We start from the raw sequence: 24,702 nt of genomic DNA, 5'->3' as shown, positions 1-24,702 counted from the left end.
GCCCCTACAATCTATGATTTACATATTTACAGTTTTATTTTTTGCCATTGCAAGAGCCAAATCTCTAATAATTATTCGCAAAGGATAAAAGAAAAATGATTCACGAACAGGCGTATAACCACCCGAAGCATTGCTACGTTCGTATATCATTCCTTTGGCAAGTTCTTTTGCTTTAATGGCTTTAAAACCTTTTTCAAACGCATCTAAATTTGTTTCGATATTGAAATCTTCAAAACGAGTTTGAGGATTTTTGTTCATATCTAAGAATAGTTCTAAAAACTGGTCTAAGTTTTTATTTATTCTTACAGCAAGTTGATTTCCTTCTTTGGTCGGCTTACCATTTTCATCGATGAGTTCTTCATAGGTTAGGTTTCTTTGTGGCAAGAGTTCTTCTGAATTAGCATCAATTTCTCCCAAAAATACCGTATTGATATTTTGTCCTAATCCTAATTCTTTATAGTCTTCTGAAAAACTATGAATACCACCAAAACAGGTTGCTTCTTTCGGCTCTTTGGTCATGTGAAGATTTATACTTCCCCCCACTTCAAAGGTTTCTTGACTATCTTGACTTGGCAAACCACCTTCTAGCTCCCCAAAACCTTCAAAGACGTTTTCTTCTTCCTCTGCTGCATCAAAGCTGTTTTCTGATGGTTGCTTGGCATTAATTCCTAGTTCTTTATATTTCTCATAGGTTTTTTGAGCAAAAATTTCGGTAAACTTCTGCAAACCATTTTTATCTTCACTATGGTCTAAAAGATTCAAGTATTTTGAGCCTGTACCACTAAAACAAAAATCTTTTGGATAAGGCATTCCACTCACAGCCAAAAGCTGCACAGCGTGATAAACACAAGCTGCATAATGAAGTAAGAATAAGAGCAACATGTCTTTGTCTTCGCTTAGTTTTTCGGCAAAATCAATGTGGTCTGCTGAAAACATAAAACTAGATTTGTCGCCAGAATCAAAACGCCCACTATCCATAATTTCATTAAAAATCATTTCGATACGTGAACCTGCTGCTTGACTAATTCCCTTTTTAGTAAGAGAAATTCGCTCCTTAAACCAAGGGCGATATTTAGCTACAATGCCTCCTTCTGTTGATTGATTTGAATCTTTGCTATCTCTTCCTTCCCAAAGTGTATTTGCTCCAAAAAATGCAGAAGTAGCTAACCTGTTTTTGCCACCATTTGAAACAAGGGCAATATCAGTAGAACCACCTCCAATATCTATTGAAACGACCGAACTACTTTTATCTACTTTTCCAGTTGCACGATAATAAAAATAAGGAGCTTCTGATTCATTCACTAAACGAACAGTAACGTTTTTACCTAATATTTTTCGGCTGTTTTCGTTCCAAACTTTAGTTAGTTTGTCTGTCAGTGTTTTTGGTAAACTAAGTGGCTTAAACCAAACCAAACGAGTTCTTGACAAGTCGCCACCGTTCAAAATTACTTTATTCCGAATCATGTGAAGTATTTGCTCAATGAAAACTTCTACCAACTTAGAGTTATCAGCAGACCATTTTAGGTTAGTTGTTACCTCTTGTCCGTGCCTTGCAATATCTAAGTTGTCTTTTTCATATAAAAATCCGATAGCAGCATTGAGAAGTACATCAAATTTTACATCGTTTGAATGAATAAGAGCTGTACGGATAGGAAAAGAGTTTCTCCAATTTTGATAAATAGATTCCTGTGCAGGAGGGTTTCCAATCAAATTTGGCATAAACATTCGGTCTTGAAAAAATGTAGTGGCAAGTCCAATCGCATTATCATCAAAACTATACCTTTCTAACATTACATGTTTTTTATCTGCTGTTGGCTTGTTGAGCGTAACGGCTTGCATGTCTTCCTCTCCAATGAAGAATGGATAGGTTTTTATTTTTCCTGCTGTGGCTGCATCATCTTCTGTGAAGGCAACAAATGTATTTGTTGTTCCAAAATCTACGGCTACTGTAAATGGTTTTGGATTTGTTCCTCTATGTGGTGGTTTTTTCCAACGTGGTACAATCCAACCTCTTGCTTTTTCTCCTGTTTTTCCTTTGTAGGGAGTAATTATTTCTAACGCATCAAAACAAGTTCCTGAAACTGAATAAACAGACAGATGAGAACCTTCTACTTTTCGTTCGAACCTGCTTATTTTTTCAATCGCACTATCGCTGGTAGAAATTTCATTCTCTTCATTATAAGCCACCAAATCATATTCTTCAACGTTATCAAGCTGTGAAGAAAGTAACATTATCTTGTACATTGTGTCGTACTCTGCATCACCAGTACGCACAAAAGGGTAAATACTGATAGAAAAAGGCGATGGAATATCATCCATTGTTTCATCTCTGCCATCATCTACTAAGTTGATTATTTTTCCATTGTTCTGATTTCTTGGGTTTCCATAATCATAGAAACGAGTAAAGGTAAGAAAGGCAGCAGCATTATAATTTGCATTCCCTTTTATCGGAACTTTCAATGTTACCTTTATATTTCCTTGGTCAGAATCTACTTCCTCAATCGTTAGATTTTCAATGAGTGTTTCTTCATCAAAAAACTTAAAATACAAATCAGTTACAGGCAGAAGGAAATCTACACTTTGTGCATGAATATGGTTTTCAGGAACAACGAAAGTATCTGGGTTAATAAGATACGGCATTCTGATCAAATCTTCGGCTAATAAATCTGTCGTTACCAAATATGGATAATTGTAACCTATCTGTGGCAAATTTCGGTCTTCCCAGTTCTTTTTTGGTAGAGAAAATTCTACTTTGGTTTTGTTGTTCCAAGGTTTGCCTTTGAAATAGATAAAGTTAGGATTATCAAAACCTTCTTGCAGAACTAAAGGCAAAACCTTTTTCGAATTGCTTCCTTCTCCAATTTCTAAACGAGCAGTCTTTTCTTTTGATAGACTTGGCTTTATCAAATAACTACTATCCAAATCGCCATCTGTGATAATTGGCGCACAACTCTTCCAAGCTACTCTTTCTATGCGTGGCGTTTTTCCATTGATTACAACATCTTTATAATCCATTTCGAAAGCTCCCATTTTGGAGTTTTCATCGTAGATGTCTTTTATTTCATCTCCTTTTGCATTATGGAATTTTTCTCTCTGAACACGCAAATATTCGTGTACATTGTCCATCTGGTTTAGTAACCCTTTGTGCAAATAAAACAGACGATGAACATACATTTGAAACTCCATCGGACGCTGATGTAAAGATTTCAAGCCTGTAAACATCGCTCTACCATCTAGCGTTTTGATAGGACTTACTAAATCTAAAAAATGCTCTTTTTCGTGTTCTGCTGTTTTTGAAACAAAAGCAAAAGTAAGAGGCGAAGTTGAAATAATAGGCGTAGAATCGTAAGTCAGAATATAAAAACTAGACGTTTTTCGCTCTCCTTGATTGTCTTTACTGAAAGGCGAAAGCTGCCCAGTAAAAAGCTCTAACGTTTTTCCTAAAAGCTGATGTCCTTCGTTTGAAGATTCTTTGAGTGATGTCGTTCTCTCATCAATATTCCATTCTATAAGAGAAAAATGTCCATTTTTGTCAGCCTGTAAATGTTCTCTAAGGTTGTAAATCAAATCTATGGCATCAAGGCATTCAGAAACTAAATGATGATAAATTGTATTTCCTTCATGTCCCAAACGATTTACCATTTTGAAAGCCACATCGTAGAGGTGCATTTGTGCAAAAGGCGTAGGAATAGAACTTGGTGGAATAGCTACCTTCGAACCGTTGGGGTCGTCTATTTCTTCTATGCGTGAAGCATTATAGACTTCGGTAGTGTGCCAGCCTTTTTTATCTGTTTTTCTTTCTTTTCGTAATGTAAGTAGATGACGACTATTATTTTGAGCCATAATTGAATTAGTTTATTTCTTTTGATAAAACTTTGACAGTCCTTTCAGAAGGCTGTCAATAGTTCAAGTTCAATTACAAACTATTGTCAGAGTTATGTTGGATTACCAAAAAACTACTGACAAAGTTATTGTTGAGAAAATTAAATCTTAAAATATTTTGTATAAATAGAATCTGTCGCTCTGTCCATTAACTCCAACATCTTTTCAAATCCTTTTTGGTCAGTCTTTAGATTTCTTACCTCATCATTGAGAATTACATTTATTCTATCATCAGAAAGACGAGTATTAAACAGCTTGGTAGCAAAACTTTTCTTTACAATCTTTCCATGGTCGACTACCCACTCGTTCATATCTGTATCTACATTGAAAGGGACAAACTTTCGTTCTTTTACTCCCAATTCTCTAAGCCACGAATTATAATCTACCAAAAACTTTACTAATGGCTCAAATTCTCCATTTCCTTTCTTAAAAGCATCATCGTATTCACTTCCTAACGTTTCTTTAAACCAAGGTTGTGAATCTGCATTTCTGCCCAAATTATTATAAACATAGGTCAAGAATAAAAACTTTATAATTGGCTTATGAACAGTTCGGAGTGTATCTTCATCAAGATTATATAAGGAAAGTTCTTTGGAGTCTAGTTCTACTGAACATTCATGAAAACTAGCATCTCTTTGTGTAGAAGCAACCTTTGTATCATAACCTTTTGATAGGGAAGTAAAATCAATAATTCCCATAGCTGCCATCATCTCTACCAAATGTGCTGCATTTTCTTGTGTTTTTTCATCATTATTGTGCATTGCTAACTGACTATCAGCAATGTAGTAGAGTTCATCAATTCCCTTTAGCTGATTTTCATAAAATGATAAGGCAGCTTTTGTTTTGGTAATGAAAGAGTTTGAATCTATAAAACTATCTGTATTTTCGTTGAGCTTAAAATAAGGCATCACACTGACAGCACCTTTTACAGCTTTCTGAATATTATCTCCTGCACTTTGTAGATTTTTGAGAAGCAATGGAAAGCCTGATGCGCCTGTTCCTCCAAAAATAGAACTGACTAAAAAAATCTTGTCACCAGTATTAAAAACTCTTTTGAAAAATTTAAACTCTTCCGAATCCTCTAATTTATTCAAAATGACGCTTCCCATACTTGGATTTCCTCTAAAACCAACAGCCATTTCACTTTTTCTATCCTTTTCAGAAAAAAACATCGAAACAAGAGCTTGGTCTTGACTAGACATGTCCTTATTGTAACCTATAAATTCTTCAAAAGTATTTTTGGCGTATTTGCTAAAACTAAGTCCGAAAGAATTATCTATTTTTTCTGCATCGTTTACAGTTTCGCTATGCAGTTTTCCTAGTGGTAATATTTCAGTAGAAAAGAATGATGTATTGGTAGTTTTGGAATGTTGAAACATCTTTTCATACTGCTCCAACATCATTTTTACTTTTCTGTATTCATCGCTTGTTTCGTGTGGGTCTATCAGAATTGGAACTACTTTTTCAGCATTTATTTTTACACCTGCCGAAAGAAGCATTATCAACGATTTGACTACTCGTGTTCCTGTTCCACCAATTCCGAAGATAAAAAGATTGTTTTTGCTGCTCATTTTCTTTGTGTTTTTTGTTTTTAACATTAAATCTATAAGTTTTTTGAAAACCTTATAGGTTTGGATATAAGTTTGAAAATCTTAAAAAGGTGTTTTTCGTCCATTGGTAGAAAACCATTTAAAAATAAGGGAAAGCACAAAAAACAATACAAAACCATACAGCAGGTTTAGTACAGCATACCAAAGTGAAAGCGTCAGAACAGGTTTGAATGCTTTAGAAAAGGCTGAATAAGCAATAATAAAAGAAACTAACCCAGTTAGAAAACCATTGAGTAAAAATGTTCTGAACCAACTTCCAAAACTATTATAAGAGGAGTACAACCTATTATAGAAAAAGTAAAATAGAATTGCCATCAGAATGCTAAGAGCCAAAAGAAGCCAAAGCGAAAGAGGAAAAACATCGTTTCGCCAAGTGGTTACAGTATTGGAAGGGATTTGAGCTACACTTCTCAAAAACTTCTCATAAATAGCTATCAAAAAATCTCTCATAAAAAAAATAAATTACGAATTATGTAATAATCAGCGTAGCTAATTACAAATTAGAAATTACGAATATAATTTCTTTAAAAAATTTCCAATCGTCATTGAGGTTCAGATGAAACTATCAATGAGGATTTTTATTAAGACCTCAACGACGGCTTTAGCCTCGTTGACGGTTTGCATTCTTTATAAAGCACTTGCAGTAATAATATAAGGATATGAAAACAACGTTTCATTTTCGTGCGCTTCTTGAATGCCAGAAATAACTCTTTTTAGAAGAACCGTTTTTCCGTTGCGCTCGGCATCAGTTTCATCAGATTCTGTATTCCAGTTTTCTACCCAAATAGGTAGGCTATTTTGAAGTTCTAAATTCAACGTAGTTTTGTTTGGAACATCTACTGAAGAGGTTTCTATTTCTACAAAATGAGTATATTTTTTGGCAAGCACTACATCTTCCTTTGTTAGTTTGCTTTCAAAATCTTTATACGTGTAAATATTGGTTATGTTACTTTTTGAGTTGGAAGAACTGACACGCAAGTTTGATTTGAGATACTCTAAGTTTTGATGTTGTTTAGGTAACTTACTCAAATCCAGACTAATAGTGTAGATTAATTTTTCTTCTTTAGAAATATTTTTTGCTTCTGTAATAATATTAGGACAGTCTGATTTTCGTTGCCACGTCGAAAACTCATCTCTACCCGAATGTGCCAAGATTTCTCCTTTTATATTGCCATATTTTTTACCAATATGCAATTCTTCTTCAAAGGTCATTTTTTCGGCAATGAGTTTATCAATTTTTGATACCAAAGGCTGTTTTCCCAATACCCAAACATAATACGGACGCTTGTCATTACAACAGTTATTTATTACTTTATTGGTAACGGTATAGAATTTTCCAGAATAATCAGACTTGAAAGCATAGACAGAAAGAGCCATTTCTGGGCGTTTCAAAAACATTTCTCTTAGTCTAACATTGAGTGTTCCTTCCAAATTCAGAACATTGGGAGGAGAATATAAAAAGTCAGAAACGATAACACTAACATCTTCTTGTCCGTTTTTTCTGATAATTTTTTCTACCAAGTCTGGTAATGTTGTTGTTTTTCCAAACTCAAACTCTGCTCTTGATATTTTTGAAGCTACATCATCTTTTGATTCAAATTCTAATGTTGTTTGGTCGTCTTTTATGCCATAGAATTTTTTACCTTTTGCTTCTGTACTGGTTACAAACCACGAAAAAAGACTTGCCATTTGTTTCTGAAACCCTGTGCTTCTGCCTGTCTGTTTGGGCATATAGCCTTTCATACTTCCAGAAATTTCTAAATATACATTCAGATTATCTATTTTTTTGCTAGGCGTGTTTCTGAGCGTATCTCTATTACAACCCGTACAAGGGTCTATCAAATCAGCATTTTCTACAGGCTCACTAGAAATACAATTATCTATTACATCATTTACATTATCATAATCTACATCGCTACTTCCACAAGAAGACAAAAACAAACTCAACACAATCACCCACTTACCAAAACTGACTTTAGACATAGATTTACTTTATTTTTTGTTTAGAAATAGAATCATATGCAATATGTCATTTTTTTGTAAGATAGGAAAGTGGAAGGGAGGGATTTTTTGTTTTGTTTGATTTATTTAAAACAAAAAGATACTAAGCTTTGAAATCCAAAGTTTAATTAAGGAAGTTAAAAAAATAGTAATAAAAAAAGCTAGTAAAAATGATTTTACTAGCTTTTTTTATAGAATTTGTGGACCATATTGGATTCGAACCAATGACCCCTACCTTGTCGAGGTAGTGCTCTAAACCAACTGAGCTAATAGTCCTTTTTGTTTGTCTTAACAACCTTTACAATAAAGAGTGTTAATTATCTGCAAATATACACACATAGCCCGTAACTTTGCAAACACTTCGACGACTTATTTTATTAAACTAAGTATATTTTCATTTTCATAGCTCACTTATCCTTTGGTTATAAAGTAGTTACGAGAAGAATTTATTTTTTTAGTCTTTAATTTTTATCTCACAAATCTACTTTTACATTCTACTGTTCATTTTTTTATGAAAAACAAAGTTTTACTCTCTCTTGCTGCTGCAATTATTTTTTTAGGTGGAGGTTATGGTCTTTACGTATGGCTTGGAAGTATGCAAAAAGACCCTCCCAAACGAACAGCCAAACCTCAAAAAATGGCTGTCAAGACACAAAATGCAAATCCTTCTACTATCGAAGCTGAAATAATTACGTTCGGTAGAGTAGAATCAGAGCAGCCTGTCGATATTGTAGCTGAGGTTTCAGGCAAAATTCGTGAAAATGTGCATCTTCAAGTGGGTCAGTCTGTCAGAAAAGGACAAGTTTTATTTACCCTTGGCAAAGAAACATTTGAGCTAGGACTTCAAGCGCAGAAAAGTAATTTTATGCGAGAAATTGCAATGATTTTACCTGACATGAAAATCGATTACTCAAGTCGTTATCAAGATTGGAGTAATTATTTTGCCAACTTGGAAGTAGAAAAACCATTACCAAAACTTCCTTCTTACCAGTCAGAAAAAGAAAAAACATTTCTTGCTACAAAAGGAATTTTGACAAGCTATTACAATCTTAAAGCACAAGAAGCAACACTAAGTAAATATGTAATAACTGCACCTTTTTCGGGTTCAATTACTGAAGTCTATTTGCAAAATGGTTCGGTTGCTCCTCCTAATGGTAAAGTATTGCGTTTAGCTCAAAATAGTCAGTTAGAGCTCAAAGTTCCTGTTGATACTAGAGATGTACATTGGCTCAAAACAGGTACAGAAGTAAACGTAGCCACCGAAGATGATAGCCAAAAATGGATAGGTAAAATAGCACGAATAGGCGATATTGTAAATCCAGCAACACAGTCTTTGGATGTGTATGTCAAAATTCAAAAAGGTGAAAATCCTGTTTATGCAGGAATGTATCTACGTGCAACTATGCAGGGAGGAACAATCAAAGATGCTATTGAAGTGCCAAGAAGAGCCGTTTTTAATGATAATGAAGTTTATACCGTCAAAAATGATTCGATTCTGCATCTTCAAACCGTTCAAATCAAAAAATCAAATAAGGAAACACTAATTATTTCAGGCATAAACGAAGGCGAAAAAGTAGTAACCGAACCTTTAATAAATGCTTATAATGAAATGATTGTAAAAGTTTTGGAGGAAGAAAAGTCTAGTCAGACATCAAAAACATTATCCGTAAAGTAGTTACCAAACCCTTAGGATTTAAACTGTAAAACAACATGAAAAAACTTGTCGAATTTTTTGTAAAATATCCAATTTGGGCAAATGCCATTATTTTTACGATGGTCATTTTTGGTGCGCTCTCTTACGGTTGGGTAATGAAACGCTCCTTTTTTCCCGAAATTGACCCTACCAATATTTCGGTGGGTGTAGTAATGCCGGGGGCTTCTCCACAAGAGATGGAAGAAGGAGTTACTATCAAAATTGAAGAATCTTTAAAGGGAATAGAAGGGATAAAAGAAATTACTTCTACTTCTTCTGAGAATAACGCCAGTATTATTGTTCAATTAGAACGTGGAGTGGATGCTGACGAAGCTCTTGCAGAAGTCAAAAACGCTGTGGATAGAATCAATTCTTTTCCCACAAATGCAGAACGTCCTTTAGTTTTCAAAGTCAAGCCACGAAGCAGAACCATGTATTTGGGTTTGAGAGCAAAGGAAGGAAAGGAATTAGACTTGTTTTTATTAAAAAAATATGCCGAACAGATTGAAGATGAAATGCTTGCATCAGGCGTTATTTCTCAAATTAATATTAGTGGCTATCCAGATATAGAAATTTCTATTGAAGTTCCAGAGGCTACACTTTTGCGTTATGGTTTGCGTTTTGACCAAATTGCAGCAGCCGTTAGACTCAATAACCGTGATATTTCGGCAGGAGCAATCAAGTCTAAAGAAGAGGAAATTCTGATTCGTTCGAGAGCCAAAGAAAAAATGGCTGAAAAAATTGGAAATATCGTTCTTCGTGCTAATGACGATGGAAGCAATCTTCGTTTGAGAGATATTGCAACCATAAAACAGCAGTTTGCAGATGTTCCCAATTCATTACATATCAATGGAGAAAGAGCTGTTTCATTAGAACTTACCAAATTAAAAGAAGAAGATTTAGAAGAAATTTCGATTTATGCAAATAAGTATGTCGAAGAATTTAACGAAAAACATTCAGATGTTGAACTAGTCGTTTCTTTTGATTTCTTTGATTTGCTTTCTCAACGCCTTCAAATGCTTATCGATAATGGAATCATGGGACTTGTTTTGGTTCTGATTTGTTTGGGGCTTTTTCTTAGTCTTCGTTTGTCGCTTTGGGTGGCTCTTGGTATTCCGATTTCGTTTGCAGGAATGTTTGTTATTGCTGCCTTGATGGGAATTACGATTAATATGATTTCTCTTTTTGGAATGATACTCGTAGTTGGTATTTTGGTAGATGATGGTATTGTAATTGGAGAAAATATCTTTACACATTTTGAGATGGGAAAATCTCCTATGAGAGCTACTGTTGATGGTACTTTTGAAGTGATGCCTTCTGTTTTTACGTCTGTCTTGACTACTATTGTAGCCTTTTTGCCTATTGCTATCGGAATTGAAGGTTTTGATTTTCTTCAAGAAATGGGCTTGATTGTAGTGCTTTGTTTGGCTGTTTCGCTTATTGAAGCCTTTTTTGTTTTGCCTTCGCACCTCACACATAAAGATATGGCAGATACTCAAAGTGAAGGAAAGTGGAGAGAAAATCTAAACAAAGGAATTGATTTTCTACGTCATAAAGTCTATGGAAAAGCACTTGCTCACGTTTTGCGTTTTCGTTATGTCTATGTTTTTGTTCCAGTTGTCTTTGTGATGCTTGTTTTGGGAATGATAAACGGACAGTTTATAAAAGTAGTTTTCTTTCCAAATATTCCTTTTGATAGTTTTCAAGCAAATATTGCATTTAAGGCAGGAACACCAAAAGAAAAAGTTATTTCCTATTTAGAACGCTTCGAAAAAGCAACGTGGGACGTAAACGACGAACTCAAAAAAGAATTTAATGATGAAAAAGATTTTATCAATTTTACGTTTAGAAATTTAGGAAGTACATCAGATGGTAGTGAACGTGGCTCACATGCAGGTAATGTTTCTATTTCACTTTTAGATATGGATGATAGAGAAATTACCAGTAATGATATTGCCAAACGAGTAAGGGAAAAAATAGGTAAGATTCCAGAAGCTGAAATGTTTACCGTAGCAGGGAGAAATCGTTTTGGAAAACCTATTTCAGTTCGTTTGTTATCCAAAAATAATGATGCCTTAGATGCTGCTACCGAAGAACTCAAACGAGAACTAGAAAACTTTGCAGGTCTGAAAGAAATAACTGACAACCAAAGAGTGGGAAGGCGAGAGTTACAGCTAGAACTCAAACCAAAAGCCTACTTTTTAGGACTTACACACGCAGATATTACAGGGCAGATACGACAAGGTTTTTTTGGAGAAGAAATACAACGCCTTCAAAAAGGAACAGATGAAGTCCGTGTTTGGGTGCGTTATCCAGAAGCGAGTAGAGAGACTTTAGGACAACTTGAAACAATGCGTATCAAAACAGCAGATGGAAAGGAAATTCCACTTTCAGAAGTTGCTTCTTATACGATTGATAGAGGAATTGTAGATATAAAACACTTCAATGGCTCAAGAGAAATTGCCGTAGAAGCTGAATTATCCGACCCAAATGGTTCGCCAGTTGATATTATCGAAAAGCTAAAAAATACGACGTTTATTGATATGAAAAGTAAATATCCTAGTCTTTCTTTCGAATTTGGAGGGCAGCAGCAGCGTAGTAGTCAGTCGCAAGAATCCTTGAAGTTTGCACTTCCGATTATGCTTTTTGTGATTATTCTTTTGATTACCCTTACTTTCCGTTCGCTTAGTCAGTCTATTTTAGTTATGTGCTTGATTCCTTTAGGACTGTTTTGTGCTGTTTTTGGTCATTTCTTTGCTGATAAACCTGTTTCGTTGCTTAGTTTGTGGGGGATTTTGGCACTTTCAGGAGTAATTATTAATGATGCTGTGGTTTTGGTCAGTAAATTTAACTCCAACCTTCAAGAAGGAATGACAATGCCTGATGCGATTTATAATGCAGGGATTTCTCGTTTTAGAGCGATTTTACTTACAACAGTTACGACTGTGGCAGGACTTGCACCACTTATTATGGAAACGAGTTTTCAAGCTCAATTCTTGATTCCAATGGCTGTTTCAGTAGCGTATGGAATTGGTTTTGGTACATTCTTGATTCTGCTTATTTTCCCTGTTATTATTCTTGTTGTCAATGATATGCGTAGAATGATTGTTTATTCTAAACGTTGGGTAGTTCATACGTGGAAAGGCTACAAAGGAGAAGTAGCTTACCCAAGTTCGGAAGAAGTAGAACCTGCCAACCGTGAAGTAAATCGTTTGAAAATTATGAAGGAAATGGAATAAGTAGAATTTTGTAGGGAAAATGGCTTGCTTTTTCCTAGACGGTAGAAAACAAAAACAGCCTTATTTTATCAATAAAATAAGGCTGTTTTTGTTATTTAAGCTTTTAACACCCCCAACATTCATATTCAATTATTATTTCGTTATTATTACTTTGATAGATAGAATAAAAACAGCCTGCTTCTAAGTTAGGCTCTATCTTAAAACTACTATTATTTTCATCAAAAACTATTGCATTTCCTTCATTGTACTCATTATTTTCAATAAAAAACAATACTACTGAGAAAAAATAGGCTTCTCTTATGGATAGATTAGGAATCGTTATTTTATGCACAGGTACTTCAACAGGCGTAGACTCATTATACTCATAGATTATATTTTCCTCATATCTTTTCTTCCATTTGATAATCCAATCTTCATTATCCTCACGTTTTTCAATATCGTATTTTTCAGATTCTTTGAAATTACTTTTCAAATAGTTCAAATCAGCAGATAAGTAATTATTTTCTACTGTCCCTTTATAATCCAACTCAGGCACAGGAAACTTAGTCAAATATCCATCAAAAACATAGCCTTCTAAGTCGTTTAAGCTATCAATCTGACTAATAACTTTTACCTTTTGCATTCTGCCTTTTATCTCAAAGTATTTCGTTTCTTGAATAATTAGTTCTTCAGAAATGGTATCTTGATTTAGGAAAATGAGTTTGGTAGCGTAGGGAAGTTTAGCCAGTTTTTTAGAAGTCAGGTTTGCGCTATCTCTCAAAAATATTCCGTGAGAAGCCATAATATTGAATGTGTCTTCTTCTATTACAGATTCTATTTTATTCGTTTTTGAAATGAAATTTGTAGAAATAGAAAAGCTAGGCAATGCTAGAAAACTAAAAACTATAAGAAATGATAATAAATAATTGGTTTTCATTTTTACTGATTTGAATTTTAAAGGATTTTTAATCAGTACGATGAAAATAACTGTTTCGTTAAAAAAATCGAATAAAAAAACCTTTTCCAAATAGAAAAGGTCTTTTTTGTCCACTTACTTACTTTACTTACTACTTAAACTGTTCAGAAAATCAAATAACTTGGTTATTCTTTAAAAAAAAGTATAAAAGTTGTCAGTTGCTAAAAATTTGCTCTGCATTTTTTATAAATGAAGAACGCTAACTAACGGCTTTCTTTCTAGATTTTCTTAGGATTTTAGTTTGAAATGATTTTAGTAAGAAACCAAAACAAACACTCACAAAAAATAAGACTTTGATAAAAATGAAATAGCTAAAAGCTACAAACAAAAATCTTGATGAGTAAATACTTTTCTTCCTACATCTTTTTGTAGAAGTTATTATCTATATTTCAATCTGTTTGCCAAGCCGAATTAGTTCTACTCTATTTTCTAATTATTTTTCTGAATTAGCAAAAAAAGGTTCATTTGATTGAATAGAGCTGCTTTTTTTTAAGAAAAAAGTTTTTCTTAATTTTTTAGATTCTATTTTTATAGATGATTTCTTTCCAAAATGAAAAGCTTTTTTTCCATTGTGAAAATTAAGTAGGATAATTCTAATAAAAACTATATATCAAATCCTTTGAATTTAAGGATTTTATTTATAAAAGACCGAAGTTTTCTGTATGTAAAAATACTATTTTGTAAAAAAACCACCTAAAAAAATAAATTTTCTAGGTGGTTTACTATTATCATTTACTTGCCGTTGTTGGTGTCCCCACCGACAACATTATTATTTAACTTCCACACGTCAAACAATCTTCGTCGTCTAGTGAACATGCTGCTCCTCCTAGTCCGTCTTTTAGCTGCTCTTCTTGTGCTTGTCCGTTTTGGCGTTTATGGATTCTAGCAAGTGCAAGATTTGATTGTTCCTCCATATCCATACCGTTTTCAGCCATAGCCAAAATTTCTTCATTGCTATCAGCCATTATTTTTTCAGCCTTCAATTTATTGTTTTTAGCTGCTTCTTTTCCTACTTCTAGCGCATCTTTATCTACTGTGAACTTAATTGCATCAGCAGCAGCTTTCGTACGAAGATAATACATTCCTGTTTTCAAGCCTCGTTTCCAAGCGTGGAAGTGCATAGAAGTTAGTTTTCCGAAAGTAGGATTCTGAATATGAACATTCAAACTTTGGCTCTGACAAATATAAGCTCCTCTATCAGCTGACATATCAATAATTGTACGCTGACTAATTTCCCAAACCGTCTTGTAAATTTCTTTCAGTTCTTGAGGAATACGTTTGATATTTTGAACTGAACCATTGGCAGCAATAAGTTCATTTTTCATTTCATCATCCCACATATCAATCTCAATCAAATCTTTCAGAAGGTGTTTGTTTACTACCACAAACTCACCAGAAAGAACACGACGAACATAAATATTAGAAGTATAAGGCTCAAAACACTCGTTATTTCCCAAAATTTGAGAAGTTGAAGCTGTTGGCATTGGTGCAAGTAAGAGTGAATTTCTAGCTCCGTGTTTTACTACTTCGTTACGCAATTCTTCCCAGTTCCAACGTCCAGAATGATAATCTTCATCTACTTTCCACAAATCAAATTGGAATTGTCCTTTTGATAACGGACTACCTTCGAAAGTTTCGTAAGCTCCTTCTGTAATTGCTAAATCTTTAGAAGCCGTCATGGCAGCAAAATAAATCGTTTCGAAAATCTCTTTATTCAATTTTGCAGCTTCTTCTGATTCAAAAGGCATACGAAGCATAATAAATGCATCAGCCAAACCTTGCACACCAAGTCCAATTGGACGATGACGGAAGTTTGAACGACGAGCCTCTTCAATTGGATAATAATTTCTATCAATAATTCTGTTTAAATTAATAGTTGCTTGATAGGTTACATCATAAAGAACTTGATGATTAAATTCTAATACGCCTTCTTCATTTGCCATTACATATTTTGGAAGAGCAATAGAAGCCAAATTACAAACTGCTACCTCATCAGGCGAAGTATATTCCATAATTTCTGTACAAAGATTTGAAGATTTTATTGTACCTAAATTTTGCTGATTTGATTTACCATTTGCGTGGTCTTTATAAAGCATATACGGTGTTCCCGTTTCGATTTGTGCTTCTAAGATAGCAAACCAAAGTTCTTGCGCTCTGATTGTTTTTCTTGCTTTTCCTTCTAATTCGTATTTTGTATATAAATCTTCAAATTCTTTTCCGAAACAATCTGACAAACCTCTAGCTTCATTCGGACAGAATAATGACCATTCGCCATCCTCCTGCACACGTTTCATAAACAAATCTGAAATCCATAAGGCATAAAATAAATCTCTTGCTCTAGCTTCTTCCTTACCATGATTTTTCTTTAAGTCTAAAAACTCAAAAACATCAGCGTGCCAAGGTTCTAAATAAACAGCAAATGCTCCTTTACGCTTGTTTCCTCCTTGGTCAATATAACGAGCAGTATCATTGAATACTTTTAGCATCGGAACAATTCCGTTTGAGTAGCCATTCGTACCACGAATATATGAACCTGTTGCACGTACGTTATGAACGCTCACACCAATTCCACCAGCAGACTGAGAAATCTTAGCACATTGCTTTATCGTGTCATAAATTCCATCAACACTATCATCTTGAACTTCTAGTAAGAAACAAGAAGACATTTGAGGTTTTGGAGTTCCTGCATTAAAAAGTGTTGGAGTAGCGTGTGTAAACCAACGTTCAGACATTAAATGATAGGTTTTGATAGCTGCATCAATATCAGCACCATGGATACCAACAGAAACACGCATAATCATTTGTTGAGGACGTTCAGTTACTTTTCCATCAAGGCGCAAAAGGTATGAACGCTCTAAAGTCTTGAAACCAAAATAGTCATACTCATAATCTCTACCGTAATCAATAGCTTGATTCAGAACGTGAGCATATTTACGAACTACCTGTACTACCTCTTCAGAAATCAAACCTGCTGGTTCGTTCGTTTTTGGATTTACGTAATTATAAAGCTCTTCGATAGTCTCTGAAAAAGCGTCTTTAGTTTCTTTATGAAGATTTGAAATAGCAATTCTTGATGCCAAAATTGCATAATCTGGATGAACAGTTGCCATTGTAGCTGCTGTTTCGGCTGCTAGTTCGTCTAATTCGATAGTCGTTACATTATCGTAAAGTCCTGCCAACACTTTATAAGTAATTTCTGTTGGTTTGATATAACGAGTGTCCAAATTATCACAAAGCCTTTCTATTCTGGCTGTGATTTTTTGCATAATCACTTCTTCTTTCCTGCCGTCTCGCTTGATTACGTACATATATATTGAGTGTTTTGAATAAATTAATTTTGATGTGGTGCGTATTTTTTTCTAACTGATTCAAAAGCAGTTACAAATAAATTAAAAATACGGTATCGGATTTTGGAACAAAGGTAAGCATCTTTATCAAAGAACTGAATTATTTAGATTCAATCTAATCAAAGAAACTAAACTGCTAACAGTAGAGATTTACTTTTGTTGAGAAAGGATTTTGAGATAGTTCTTACAAACAAAACGCATAAAAATCAATTCTATTGAAAATTTCATAACAAAAATAGCTTTCTGTTACGAGTTTCTGACAAATATTAATTTACAACTTTTGATTTGCAAAGACAAAAACCAGTAAAAATTTAACATAGAAATTTGTTAATAACTTTTTTTAGTGAAAAAAGAGTGCAGTAAGAATGATAATTTATTAATGAAGAGAAATGACTTTTTATTTTTTATTTAAAATGATTATTTTAACATTTAATTAAATAGTATAGAGCAGTATTCACAAAATATATAATTATGTCAGCAGGAGACTGGAAAGAAATGCTAATTGCTTCTCAAGAGGGAAATTTAGAGCTTGTAGAATACCACATTAAAGCAGGTGTAAATCCAAACTATCAACACCCAGAGTTCTTAACAACACCTTTAATTGAAAGTGTACAATTTGGGCATATAAGTATTGTAAAATTTCTATTAGAAAACAAAGCAAATCCTGTATTAAAAGCAGGTTTTAGTAATGATACAGCATTAAGTGTTGCTAAAGAGTACAAACAAAAAGATATAATAAAGCTATTAAAGCAATATCTAAAGTGAGACTATTTATTGTAATCAGACCTACAAAAACTGCCATAATTAGCATAGATTTTTAGAGGTAAAATAATTATGTAACTTATAAAAAAAAGCCTTACTCAACACCAAAAATTTGGATTGAGTAAGGCTTTATTATTTATAGAATTAAAAATTTAGATAGCTATAAATTCTGTAAAAAGAAAATACAAGGCAGCTATAAAAATAGCGATTAAAAGCCCTGCAAAAACGTAGAAGCTAGTATAGTTGTATTTCTGTTTTGCTGGCTTTTGCTTCTTGTTATGCTTTTGGATTTCTTTATCCAAAGCAAAAATTTTCTCTTTATGATGATTCTGATGGTTTCTGATTTCCAAAATACGTAACTGGATTCCTTCCAATTCTTTTTCAAAATCAAAGAAGTGTTTTTCATGCTTTGCTTTTTGGAAGTAAAGATTTTCAAGAACTTCTTTTGTAGTTCTGAATTTAGGTTGATTTTGGAGTTTCTGATTTTTGGTAAATAAAGCAGTCATAATAATAATAGTTAAGTTGATAGGATTTAATTAGAAGCTAATTTTTTCATTTTTATTTGATTAAATTAACTACCTCTTAACCCAACTACTTATTTATTAATTCCATAATTATCAATTATTTATATATTTTGTTCTTATTTATTTCTATTCTGAATAAAAGAAAATTTTATCGAAATGGAACTTTTTTGAATGCTATGCTATAGTTTCTTATCAGAATTGAACTTCATAAAAAGGTTGTCTGCGTTCTTGTGGTCTTTTTGTTATTTGTATTGAAGGTGTAATAGGTTCAAAAATATCTAACTCTTTTGAAATACAACAATAGCTTTCTTTTCGTGGCTTTGTAGAAATAGTGAATTTTCCTATTTCTAAAGTATCTAGTTTTAGAGTAATTTCTTTTTTCTCAAAACTACCATATCCATTCACAAATAAAGAAATAAAAGCATTAGAAGAGTCTCTTGTAATATAAATAAGTTGTTCAATATTATTTCCCATATCATCTATCAAGAAAACTTCTTCTTCTTTGATATTATATTTAATTACAGCATCTTCTCCAGTAACTTTATCTTTTACACTTATATAAAAAGGTGAAACATCTCCACTACAATCATCACTACAAGTACAACAACTAGTACACAAAAAGAGAATCAAAATATTCAAAATCATTTTATAGTACAGCATAGAAAAACAATTTTAAGGTTTGATAACATTTATTACTTTCTCCACGAAACTTTAATATAAGTTGCTGCAATTATATCAGAAACAAAAATGAAATAATTTTCAAATTCATTTCAAAAAAAAATTTTCTTCTCAAAATCAAAACTTTTCCACACACTAAATAATAAGAAATTCTCTCTTTAAAAACCCTTACTATTACTATTATAGTGTTAATAAGTGGATAAGTCTAGTTATCAACACGTTATTCACATAAAAATAAAGTTTATCAACAGTTTTTTAAGAGTTATAAACAATTTAAAGTGTTGATTGTCAATATTTTAATGTACTTTTCCACACTATCAACATTTGATAGACACTTTTTACTCACATTGTGGATAAGCTGTTGATAACCATAAACTTACTGTTGGTAACGTTATCCACACCTGTTGGTAAGTAATGTTACCAATAAGTTACACACAATCGATGTAGAGCTTATACACACATATTCACACAAATTGTGTATAAGTGTGCAAAAAGGGGATAACTAGCAATTTTTGGAAGAGAAATAGTTAAAAACTAAAAAGTTATCCACAGTATAATGTTGATATGTGGATAACTCTGCAAATTTTAATAGCCTTTTGAAATTACAACCGAAAAAATTAGAAATAAAAATATAATTGTTAATAACTTTTGTTAAAATGTGGATAAGTGAAATAAATATCAAATTATATTTGGATTTCTTGTGTGAATAACGTGTTAAGTCTAGATTTTTAAAGAATAAAATGATAAAAAGTAGAAAATAAGGCTAACAATGTGGATAACTTTATTCAAAATGTGGATAAGTCGAAAAATTGTGTATAAAATTTGGTTTTTGGAGCTAAAAGCAAACAAAAAACCATTCCCTCCTAAGAAGAAATGGTTTTGTATAAATTCTATAAAAAATAACTTTATACTTTGATTTGCAAAGTTTGAGTTGTTTTTTACTTTGACTGTTTGACTTAAATCAAGGAAAAATTCCAGCTTCCATATAAGCGATTGCAATTTTATCAATTGAAGTAATGAAGGCTGCATTACGCAAACTTTGCACGTCTTTATAGTTTTTAAAGGTTTCTCTTACTTGATGGTAGGAAGTAATCATTGTTTCTTCTAAAGCAGAGTTTACTAAATCACGCTCATCAGCACCACGCATAATCATTTTACGAAGGTCATCACCTACTCCTTTTCCTGTTGCTCCTTCAATGGCCTGAATGATACGAGTATTTTCCATTTGGTCATAACGTTTTGTTATTTTACCAAAAGAAACACGAGAAAGATTTTTGAGCCATTCCAAATAAGAAACTGTAACACCACCAGCATTAAGGTAAAAATCAGGTAAAATCATTTTTCCTTTGCCTAACAAAATTGCTTCTGCTTCTCTAGTTATAGGACCGTTTGCCCCTTCTCCAATTACTTTAGCTTTTATTCTTGGTGCATTTTCTTCCGTAATTTGATTTTCTAATGCAGCAGGAATCAAAACATCACATTCAAACTCCATAAGTTGATTACTTGGCTTTACTTCTTGTGCCTTTGGATAACCCATAAGAGAACCTGTTTCTTTACGATGACGGAACAAATCTTCCACATCAAAACCATCTTTATTATATACTCCACCTTCATATTCAGCAATTCCGACAATGATTGCTCCTTCTTGTTGTGCATAAAGAGCAGCATGATAACCAACATTACCAAAACCTTGTACAATAACAGTTTTTCCTGCCAATCCAGCTTCTAAACCTAGCTCTTTCATATCTTCAGCAATACTCATCGCTTCACGAATACCATAAATTACTCCCAATCCTGTTGCTTCCGTACGCCCACGTATTCCGTGCATAGAAAGGGGCTTTCCTGTTACACAGCCGAGTGCATTAATTCCAGGACGAAGAAGAGAATACGTATCAGCAATCCAAGCCATTTCTCTTGCTCCTGTTCCATAATCTGGTGCAGGAACGTCAATAGAAGGACCTATCATTTCTTTTTTGACAAGCTCTGTCGTATAACGACGTGTAATTGTTTCTAACTGACGAGCAGTATATTTCTTAGGATTAATTTTTACTCCTCCTTTAGCTCCACCAAAAGGAACATTTACGAGCGCACACTTAAAAGACATAAGTGTTGCAAGTGCTTTTACTTCGTCTGCATTTACAGCTTCGGCAAAACGAATACCTCCTTTTACTGGAAGTTTGTGGTGTGAATGCTGAACTCTCCACGCCTTTATTACTTGATAATCTCCGTTATCTAAGTGAAGAGGAAAACTCATTTCATAGACACTATTCGGAACAATGATTTGTTCTAATAAGCCTTTTGGATGCTTTGTTAGAGCTGCTGCATTGTTGAGTGAGCCAAGGACATCTTTATAAAATTTTGCGCCTTGGTCTAAATGTTCTTTATCTTTATCTGTCATATCGAACGTGTGGGTTAGGTGTGTTTAAATTTTGGCTTAAAGTTACTTCATTTTTTTATTCCAAAAAATACAAATCTTATTCTTTAGAAACAATTTTTTTCGATAAGTATAAATTATTATCTATCAATGTTTTAGCTCTCATTTACTATTTCTCTTCATGCTACTAGATATTTTGATAATTGTAATATTAGGTCAGTCTCGTAGAATAGACCGTTTGTAGTCATTTTATTTCTTCTATTTTAGTTTCACTAGTTAGTTTGTACTTTGTAGCTGACCTGTCTATCTGAAAAATATTTAATGGTATGGACATTACCATAATAAAGTATTTAGTTTTGTAAAATAAATAAATTGAAATCATTAAAAAATAAAATCACTAACAAAATGAAAATTATAAAGCTATCCTTACTCTTTCCTATCTTACTTATGTTTTTATGCTCTTGTCAGAGTAGTTCTGAAAAAACAGATAATGAGTTTGCCCAAAAATTTGAAGGAGATTGGAAACTGGTTCGTTTAATTGGCAAGAATGGAGTGGATGATTCTGTTGTAGAAAAGTTTCCTATAACTATTAATGTAGAAGACACAACTTTTTTGTTCCGACAAGCTACACAATACGGACAAGCAACCTATCGAAACTGGATATTTGAAGATTCTATATTACTTTTGCCTTATTCTAATTCGTTAATGCAAGAAGATACTTTGTTTTTCAAAGTATTAACTCTTGATACAAAAAATCTAGTTTTGCAGCGCAGAGATAGTTCATTTACAGGCTTTGATACACTTTATTTGGAGAGATATTAAGTCAGTAAGATTTAATTTTTATTCTATTTTCTAAAAAAAATAAGTTTTTATGAGCTAGTTTGTACGTTGTTTTTTGTATGTAGTAGTGAAGGCACTAATTGACTAAGTATTTATTTAGGTTTAATTATTGTTTTTATTTCAAATCACTACTACTCTAATCAATTTTAAAACAAACTAAACATGAAAACTTATTTTTTAATTGCTCTACTAAGTGTTTTTTCTTTTGCTACTCTTGAAGCAATGGCACAAAACCAAACAGTAGAAAGGACAAAACAGAAAGCAAAAAACAAAACAAATAATCGTATTGATAACAAAATCGATAGAAAGCTGGATGAAGGTTTAGATGCCATTGAAGGGCTTTTCAAACGCAAGAAGAAAAAGAAGAAGAAAGAAGAGGAAAACAACGATACCGATTCTGACAATAATTCGAATCAATCAACACAAGTGCAAGAGCAAAACGCAGATACAGGTTTTTTAGATAATCTTTTAGGAGGAGGAAATGGCGAAAAAATAGATATAAAATCTAGCTATAATTTCAATTCTAATTTTATGATGCATACACAGATGTACAAAAAGAATGGAAAAAAAGATGGTGATATGTTTATGCGTTATTATAACTCTGCAGACCCTAATTACATGGCAATGGAAATGATTGAAGCTACTAAAGACGGAGAAAGTAAAGCTCCACAAGCAAAAATAATTGTTGATGGCGCACAACAAGCCATGATTACAATTATGGAAGACCAAAATCAAGCAGTTGCGATGAAAATACCAAATATTGAAGATTATGAACAGGCACAAGAGCAAGAACAAAACCCTGAAGAGGCTATGAAAGACCTCAAAATTACTCGTACAGGGCGTACAAAAAATATTTTGGGTTATACGTGTTCTGAAACCATAATGGAAAATGACGAAATGAAAGCTACTTCTTGGACAACCAAACAAGTAAAAATTTCTCAGTTCAAAGCTTTTGCAGGTATGTTTATGCAGGATAAGAAAGAGAAAAATCAATTGATGGCTGTTCCTTTAGAGTTTACGATGGAAATGGAATCTGTAAATAAGGAAACAGGAGAAAAAATGAAAATGGTTGTTACAGAAATAAACGAAAACCAAAATTCAAGCATTGACATGAATGGTTATAAAGTAATGGACATGTCTGGACTCATGAATATGGGAAACAAGAAATAGAAATTTCATACTCTCTAAAACACCAAATTTATCTCTTTCTGATAGAGTAGTTTGTATCAAAGTGAGCTTAGGTTTTACTTTTGCTCACTTTTTTTATAAATTACTATTACTTTATCAGAGCAATCAAAAAATAAACTACTCATTTATTAAAAAAATAATCTAATGAAAACTCAATTTTTAACCTACTCGGTTGTATCACTTTTCTTTCTTACTTTAGTTTCTTGTAATCCTAAAAAGTATGTAGAAGACAAAATCAATGAAACTATTGCTGAAGAACTAGCTGGAGCTGCTATGGGAACAGATGTCGAAACTTCTAACATGAGCAATGCTGAAAATTCTTCTGGTCAGTTAGATTTTACTATAGATGGCGAAAGTATGAGTAATAAAATCAAGCAGCCCGTTTTTCAAATTACCTCTAATGGTAAAGAAAGCAAGGATGTTCTTATTGCTAGTATGCTATCAGCTCAAACAGAAGATGGAAAAGGAAATGCAATACAGTTTGGTATTTCTGGAGATAAAAGCGCATTGAAAGAGTCAATGGTAATCAATTTTGAAGACGTAGGAAAAGAAGGTAAAGTAGCACCAACACTTCAAATAGTTACTACTGGAGAAGCTACTGACAGTAACCCAATGGGTATGGAAATAACTGTTGTAAAAACAGGAACTCTTAAAGTTGTTTCTTTTTCTGATGAAGAAGTAAAATTTGAGATAGATGCAATGGGTGGAAAAAATACAGCAGAAACTCATGACGGTAAAAATCTAGTTCCCATAAAAGGTACAATCGTTTGTAAAAATCCTGTCATGACATTTATAGGGTTAAAGAAAGATGAAATTTTTTAAGCTAAAATTTTCACTTCAAAAAATCCAATGGAAATATTATTTTCATTGGATTTTTTGTTTTTACCTAAAGAGAATAAGGAACAATTACGAATTAAAGATTACGAATTACGAATTAAGCTTTTGACTACTAGTTAATTATATAATTAAAAGTGTCAATTTATTTAATTTCTACTCCTAAGGATGAAATTCTGAAATTTGCAGAGAAATATATTTTCTCCATTTTTTTATTGAATAGTAAACCTTATCACGGTTTGTATTAAGGTAGTTCAGACATCTCGTCTGAACATAAAAAGTAGTATTTTATCCTATCCTATCCTATCCAACAGTCTGGAAGACTGTTATACAAAAATAACCGTGATAACCTTTAGTAAAAGACGTATCTTTTCACTACAAAACACTCAAATTAGGTGCGATTAACCTATGAATTATGTAACTTTGCATAGAATTCAATTTCAAATTATTTATTATATAATATAAATGAACGACATTACACCACAAGAGCTAAAAACTCTTAAAGACGAAGGAACACAAATACATCTTTTAGATGTCAGAGAAGAGTTTGAATATGATGAATATAATCTTGACGGCAAACTCATTCCTTTGGGAGAACTTCCTACACGCCTAGAAGAGTTGGAAGACTGGAAAGAAAAAGAAGTCATTGTACATTGTAAAGCAGGAGGACGAAGCGCAACAGCTAAAAACTTTTTGCTTTCTAAAGGTTTCAAAAATGTAAGGAATCTTTTACAAGGTGCAGATGGTTATAAAAAGTTATCTTAAAAAAAAGTAT

General features: G+C 32.9%; 16 protein-coding genes and 1 tRNA gene. 7 read left to right on the top strand and 10 right to left on the bottom strand.

The genetic code is table 11. From position 1 onward, the window contains the following. Positions 1–18: 18 nt before the first annotated feature. From WAF17_RS12905 to WAF17_RS12885, 5 genes are all read right to left on the bottom strand, one after another. Positions 19–3,843 (bottom strand): hypothetical protein, encoded by a 3,825-nt coding sequence (locus WAF17_RS12905; RefSeq protein WP_338760074.1) that lies wholly within the window; start codon positions 3,841–3,843, stop codon positions 19–21. A 140-nt stretch (positions 3,844–3,983) separates the two neighbouring features. Further along, positions 3,984–5,453, bottom strand: coding sequence for a hypothetical protein (locus WAF17_RS12900; protein ID WP_338760071.1), 1,470 nt, complete (start codon positions 5,451–5,453; stop codon positions 3,984–3,986). Positions 5,454–5,534: 81 nt separating this feature from the next. After that, positions 5,535–5,942 carry a hypothetical protein gene (locus tag WAF17_RS12895; protein WP_338760068.1) on the bottom strand — a complete coding sequence of 136 codons (408 nt, stop codon included), beginning with the start codon at positions 5,940–5,942 and terminating at the stop codon, positions 5,535–5,537. 177 nt (positions 5,943–6,119) lie between these two features. Then, entirely contained in the window at positions 6,120–7,475 is a 1,356-nt protein-coding gene (locus tag WAF17_RS12890) for a hypothetical protein (protein WP_338760065.1), read from the bottom strand. 219 nt (positions 7,476–7,694) lie between these two features. Further along, positions 7,695–7,769, bottom strand: a tRNA-Val gene (locus WAF17_RS12885). A 235-nt stretch (positions 7,770–8,004) separates the two neighbouring features. On the opposite strand from WAF17_RS12885, the gene WAF17_RS12880 reads away from it, so the two are divergent. After that, the gene (locus WAF17_RS12880) at positions 8,005–9,168 is read left to right on the top strand and encodes an efflux RND transporter periplasmic adaptor subunit (protein ID WP_338760063.1); all 1,164 of its coding nucleotides are present in this window, start codon (positions 8,005–8,007) and stop codon (positions 9,166–9,168) included. 35 nt (positions 9,169–9,203) lie between these two features. Then, a complete protein-coding gene (locus WAF17_RS12875; protein ID WP_338760060.1) occupies positions 9,204–12,425 on the top strand; it encodes an efflux RND transporter permease subunit in 3,222 nt (1,073 codons plus the stop codon). A gap of 103 nt (positions 12,426–12,528) precedes the next feature. Here WAF17_RS12875 and WAF17_RS12870 read toward each other — a convergent pair whose 3' ends face one another. Further along, a complete protein-coding gene (locus tag WAF17_RS12870) occupies positions 12,529–13,341 on the bottom strand; it encodes a hypothetical protein (RefSeq protein WP_338760057.1) in 813 nt (270 codons plus the stop codon). A gap of 812 nt (positions 13,342–14,153) precedes the next feature. After that, positions 14,154–16,688, bottom strand: coding sequence for a ribonucleoside-diphosphate reductase subunit alpha (locus WAF17_RS12865; RefSeq protein ID WP_338760055.1), 2,535 nt, complete (start codon positions 16,686–16,688; stop codon positions 14,154–14,156). Between the two features lie 510 nt (positions 16,689–17,198). Here WAF17_RS12865 and WAF17_RS12860 point away from each other — a divergent pair. Next, entirely contained in the window at positions 17,199–17,492 is a 294-nt protein-coding gene (locus tag WAF17_RS12860; RefSeq protein ID WP_338760053.1) for an ankyrin repeat domain-containing protein, read from the top strand. A gap of 149 nt (positions 17,493–17,641) precedes the next feature. Here WAF17_RS12860 and WAF17_RS12855 read toward each other — a convergent pair whose 3' ends face one another. The 3 genes from WAF17_RS12855 to WAF17_RS12845 form a co-directional block, all read right to left on the bottom strand. Next, positions 17,642–17,995 (bottom strand): hypothetical protein, encoded by a 354-nt coding sequence (locus WAF17_RS12855; RefSeq protein WP_338760051.1) that lies wholly within the window; start codon positions 17,993–17,995, stop codon positions 17,642–17,644. Positions 17,996–18,205: 210 nt separating this feature from the next. Continuing rightward, positions 18,206–18,673 (bottom strand): hypothetical protein, encoded by a 468-nt coding sequence (locus WAF17_RS12850; protein WP_338760049.1) that lies wholly within the window; start codon positions 18,671–18,673, stop codon positions 18,206–18,208. Between the two features lie 979 nt (positions 18,674–19,652). Continuing rightward, complete coding sequence (locus WAF17_RS12845; protein WP_338760046.1) at positions 19,653–21,089, bottom strand: Glu/Leu/Phe/Val dehydrogenase; 1,437 nt, start codon at positions 21,087–21,089, stop codon at positions 19,653–19,655. A 381-nt stretch (positions 21,090–21,470) separates the two neighbouring features. On the opposite strand from WAF17_RS12845, the gene WAF17_RS12840 reads away from it, so the two are divergent. From WAF17_RS12840 to WAF17_RS12825, 4 genes are all read left to right on the top strand, one after another. Next, the gene (locus tag WAF17_RS12840; RefSeq protein WP_338760043.1) at positions 21,471–21,887 is read left to right on the top strand and encodes a hypothetical protein; all 417 of its coding nucleotides are present in this window, start codon (positions 21,471–21,473) and stop codon (positions 21,885–21,887) included. A gap of 180 nt (positions 21,888–22,067) precedes the next feature. Beyond that, on the top strand, positions 22,068–23,075 hold the full coding sequence (locus tag WAF17_RS12835; RefSeq protein ID WP_338760040.1) for a hypothetical protein: 1,008 nt from the start codon (positions 22,068–22,070) through the stop codon (positions 23,073–23,075). Positions 23,076–23,237: 162 nt separating this feature from the next. Next, entirely contained in the window at positions 23,238–23,915 is a 678-nt protein-coding gene (locus WAF17_RS12830) for a hypothetical protein (protein ID WP_338760037.1), read from the top strand. A gap of 477 nt (positions 23,916–24,392) precedes the next feature. Continuing rightward, the gene (locus tag WAF17_RS12825) at positions 24,393–24,692 is read left to right on the top strand and encodes a rhodanese-like domain-containing protein (protein WP_338760034.1); all 300 of its coding nucleotides are present in this window, start codon (positions 24,393–24,395) and stop codon (positions 24,690–24,692) included. Positions 24,693–24,702: the final 10 nt, after the last annotated feature.

It is taken from the genome of Bernardetia sp. ABR2-2B (assembly GCF_037126435.1).
In the GTDB taxonomy this organism is placed as follows: Bacteria; Bacteroidota; Bacteroidia; order Cytophagales; family Bernardetiaceae; genus Bernardetia.
This window is presented reverse-complemented; position numbering and strand designations above follow the sequence as displayed.

Excerpts from the sequence above, each read along its gene's own strand:
- WAF17_RS12905 (WP_338760074.1), bottom strand. The coding sequence starts at position 3,843 with ATGGCTCAAAATAATAGTCGTCATCTACTTACATTACGAAAAGAAAGA.
- WAF17_RS12900 (WP_338760071.1), bottom strand. The coding sequence starts at position 5,453 with ATGAGCAGCAAAAACAATCTTTTTATCTTCGGAATTGGTGGAACAGGA.
- WAF17_RS12895 (WP_338760068.1), bottom strand. The coding sequence starts at position 5,942 with ATGAGAGATTTTTTGATAGCTATTTATGAGAAGTTTTTGAGAAGTGTA.
- WAF17_RS12890 (WP_338760065.1), bottom strand. The coding sequence starts at position 7,475 with ATGTCTAAAGTCAGTTTTGGTAAGTGGGTGATTGTGTTGAGTTTGTTT.
- WAF17_RS12880 (WP_338760063.1), top strand. The coding sequence starts at position 8,005 with ATGAAAAACAAAGTTTTACTCTCTCTTGCTGCTGCAATTATTTTTTTA.
- WAF17_RS12875 (WP_338760060.1), top strand. The coding sequence starts at position 9,204 with ATGAAAAAACTTGTCGAATTTTTTGTAAAATATCCAATTTGGGCAAAT.
- WAF17_RS12870 (WP_338760057.1), bottom strand. The coding sequence starts at position 13,341 with ATGAAAACCAATTATTTATTATCATTTCTTATAGTTTTTAGTTTTCTA.
- WAF17_RS12865 (WP_338760055.1), bottom strand. The coding sequence starts at position 16,688 with ATGTACGTAATCAAGCGAGACGGCAGGAAAGAAGAAGTGATTATGCAA.
- WAF17_RS12860 (WP_338760053.1), top strand. The coding sequence starts at position 17,199 with ATGTCAGCAGGAGACTGGAAAGAAATGCTAATTGCTTCTCAAGAGGGA.
- WAF17_RS12855 (WP_338760051.1), bottom strand. The coding sequence starts at position 17,995 with ATGACTGCTTTATTTACCAAAAATCAGAAACTCCAAAATCAACCTAAA.
- WAF17_RS12850 (WP_338760049.1), bottom strand. The coding sequence starts at position 18,673 with ATGCTGTACTATAAAATGATTTTGAATATTTTGATTCTCTTTTTGTGT.
- WAF17_RS12845 (WP_338760046.1), bottom strand. The coding sequence starts at position 21,089 with ATGACAGATAAAGATAAAGAACATTTAGACCAAGGCGCAAAATTTTAT.
- WAF17_RS12840 (WP_338760043.1), top strand. The coding sequence starts at position 21,471 with ATGAAAATTATAAAGCTATCCTTACTCTTTCCTATCTTACTTATGTTT.
- WAF17_RS12835 (WP_338760040.1), top strand. The coding sequence starts at position 22,068 with ATGAAAACTTATTTTTTAATTGCTCTACTAAGTGTTTTTTCTTTTGCT.
- WAF17_RS12830 (WP_338760037.1), top strand. The coding sequence starts at position 23,238 with ATGAAAACTCAATTTTTAACCTACTCGGTTGTATCACTTTTCTTTCTT.
- WAF17_RS12825 (WP_338760034.1), top strand. The coding sequence starts at position 24,393 with ATGAACGACATTACACCACAAGAGCTAAAAACTCTTAAAGACGAAGGA.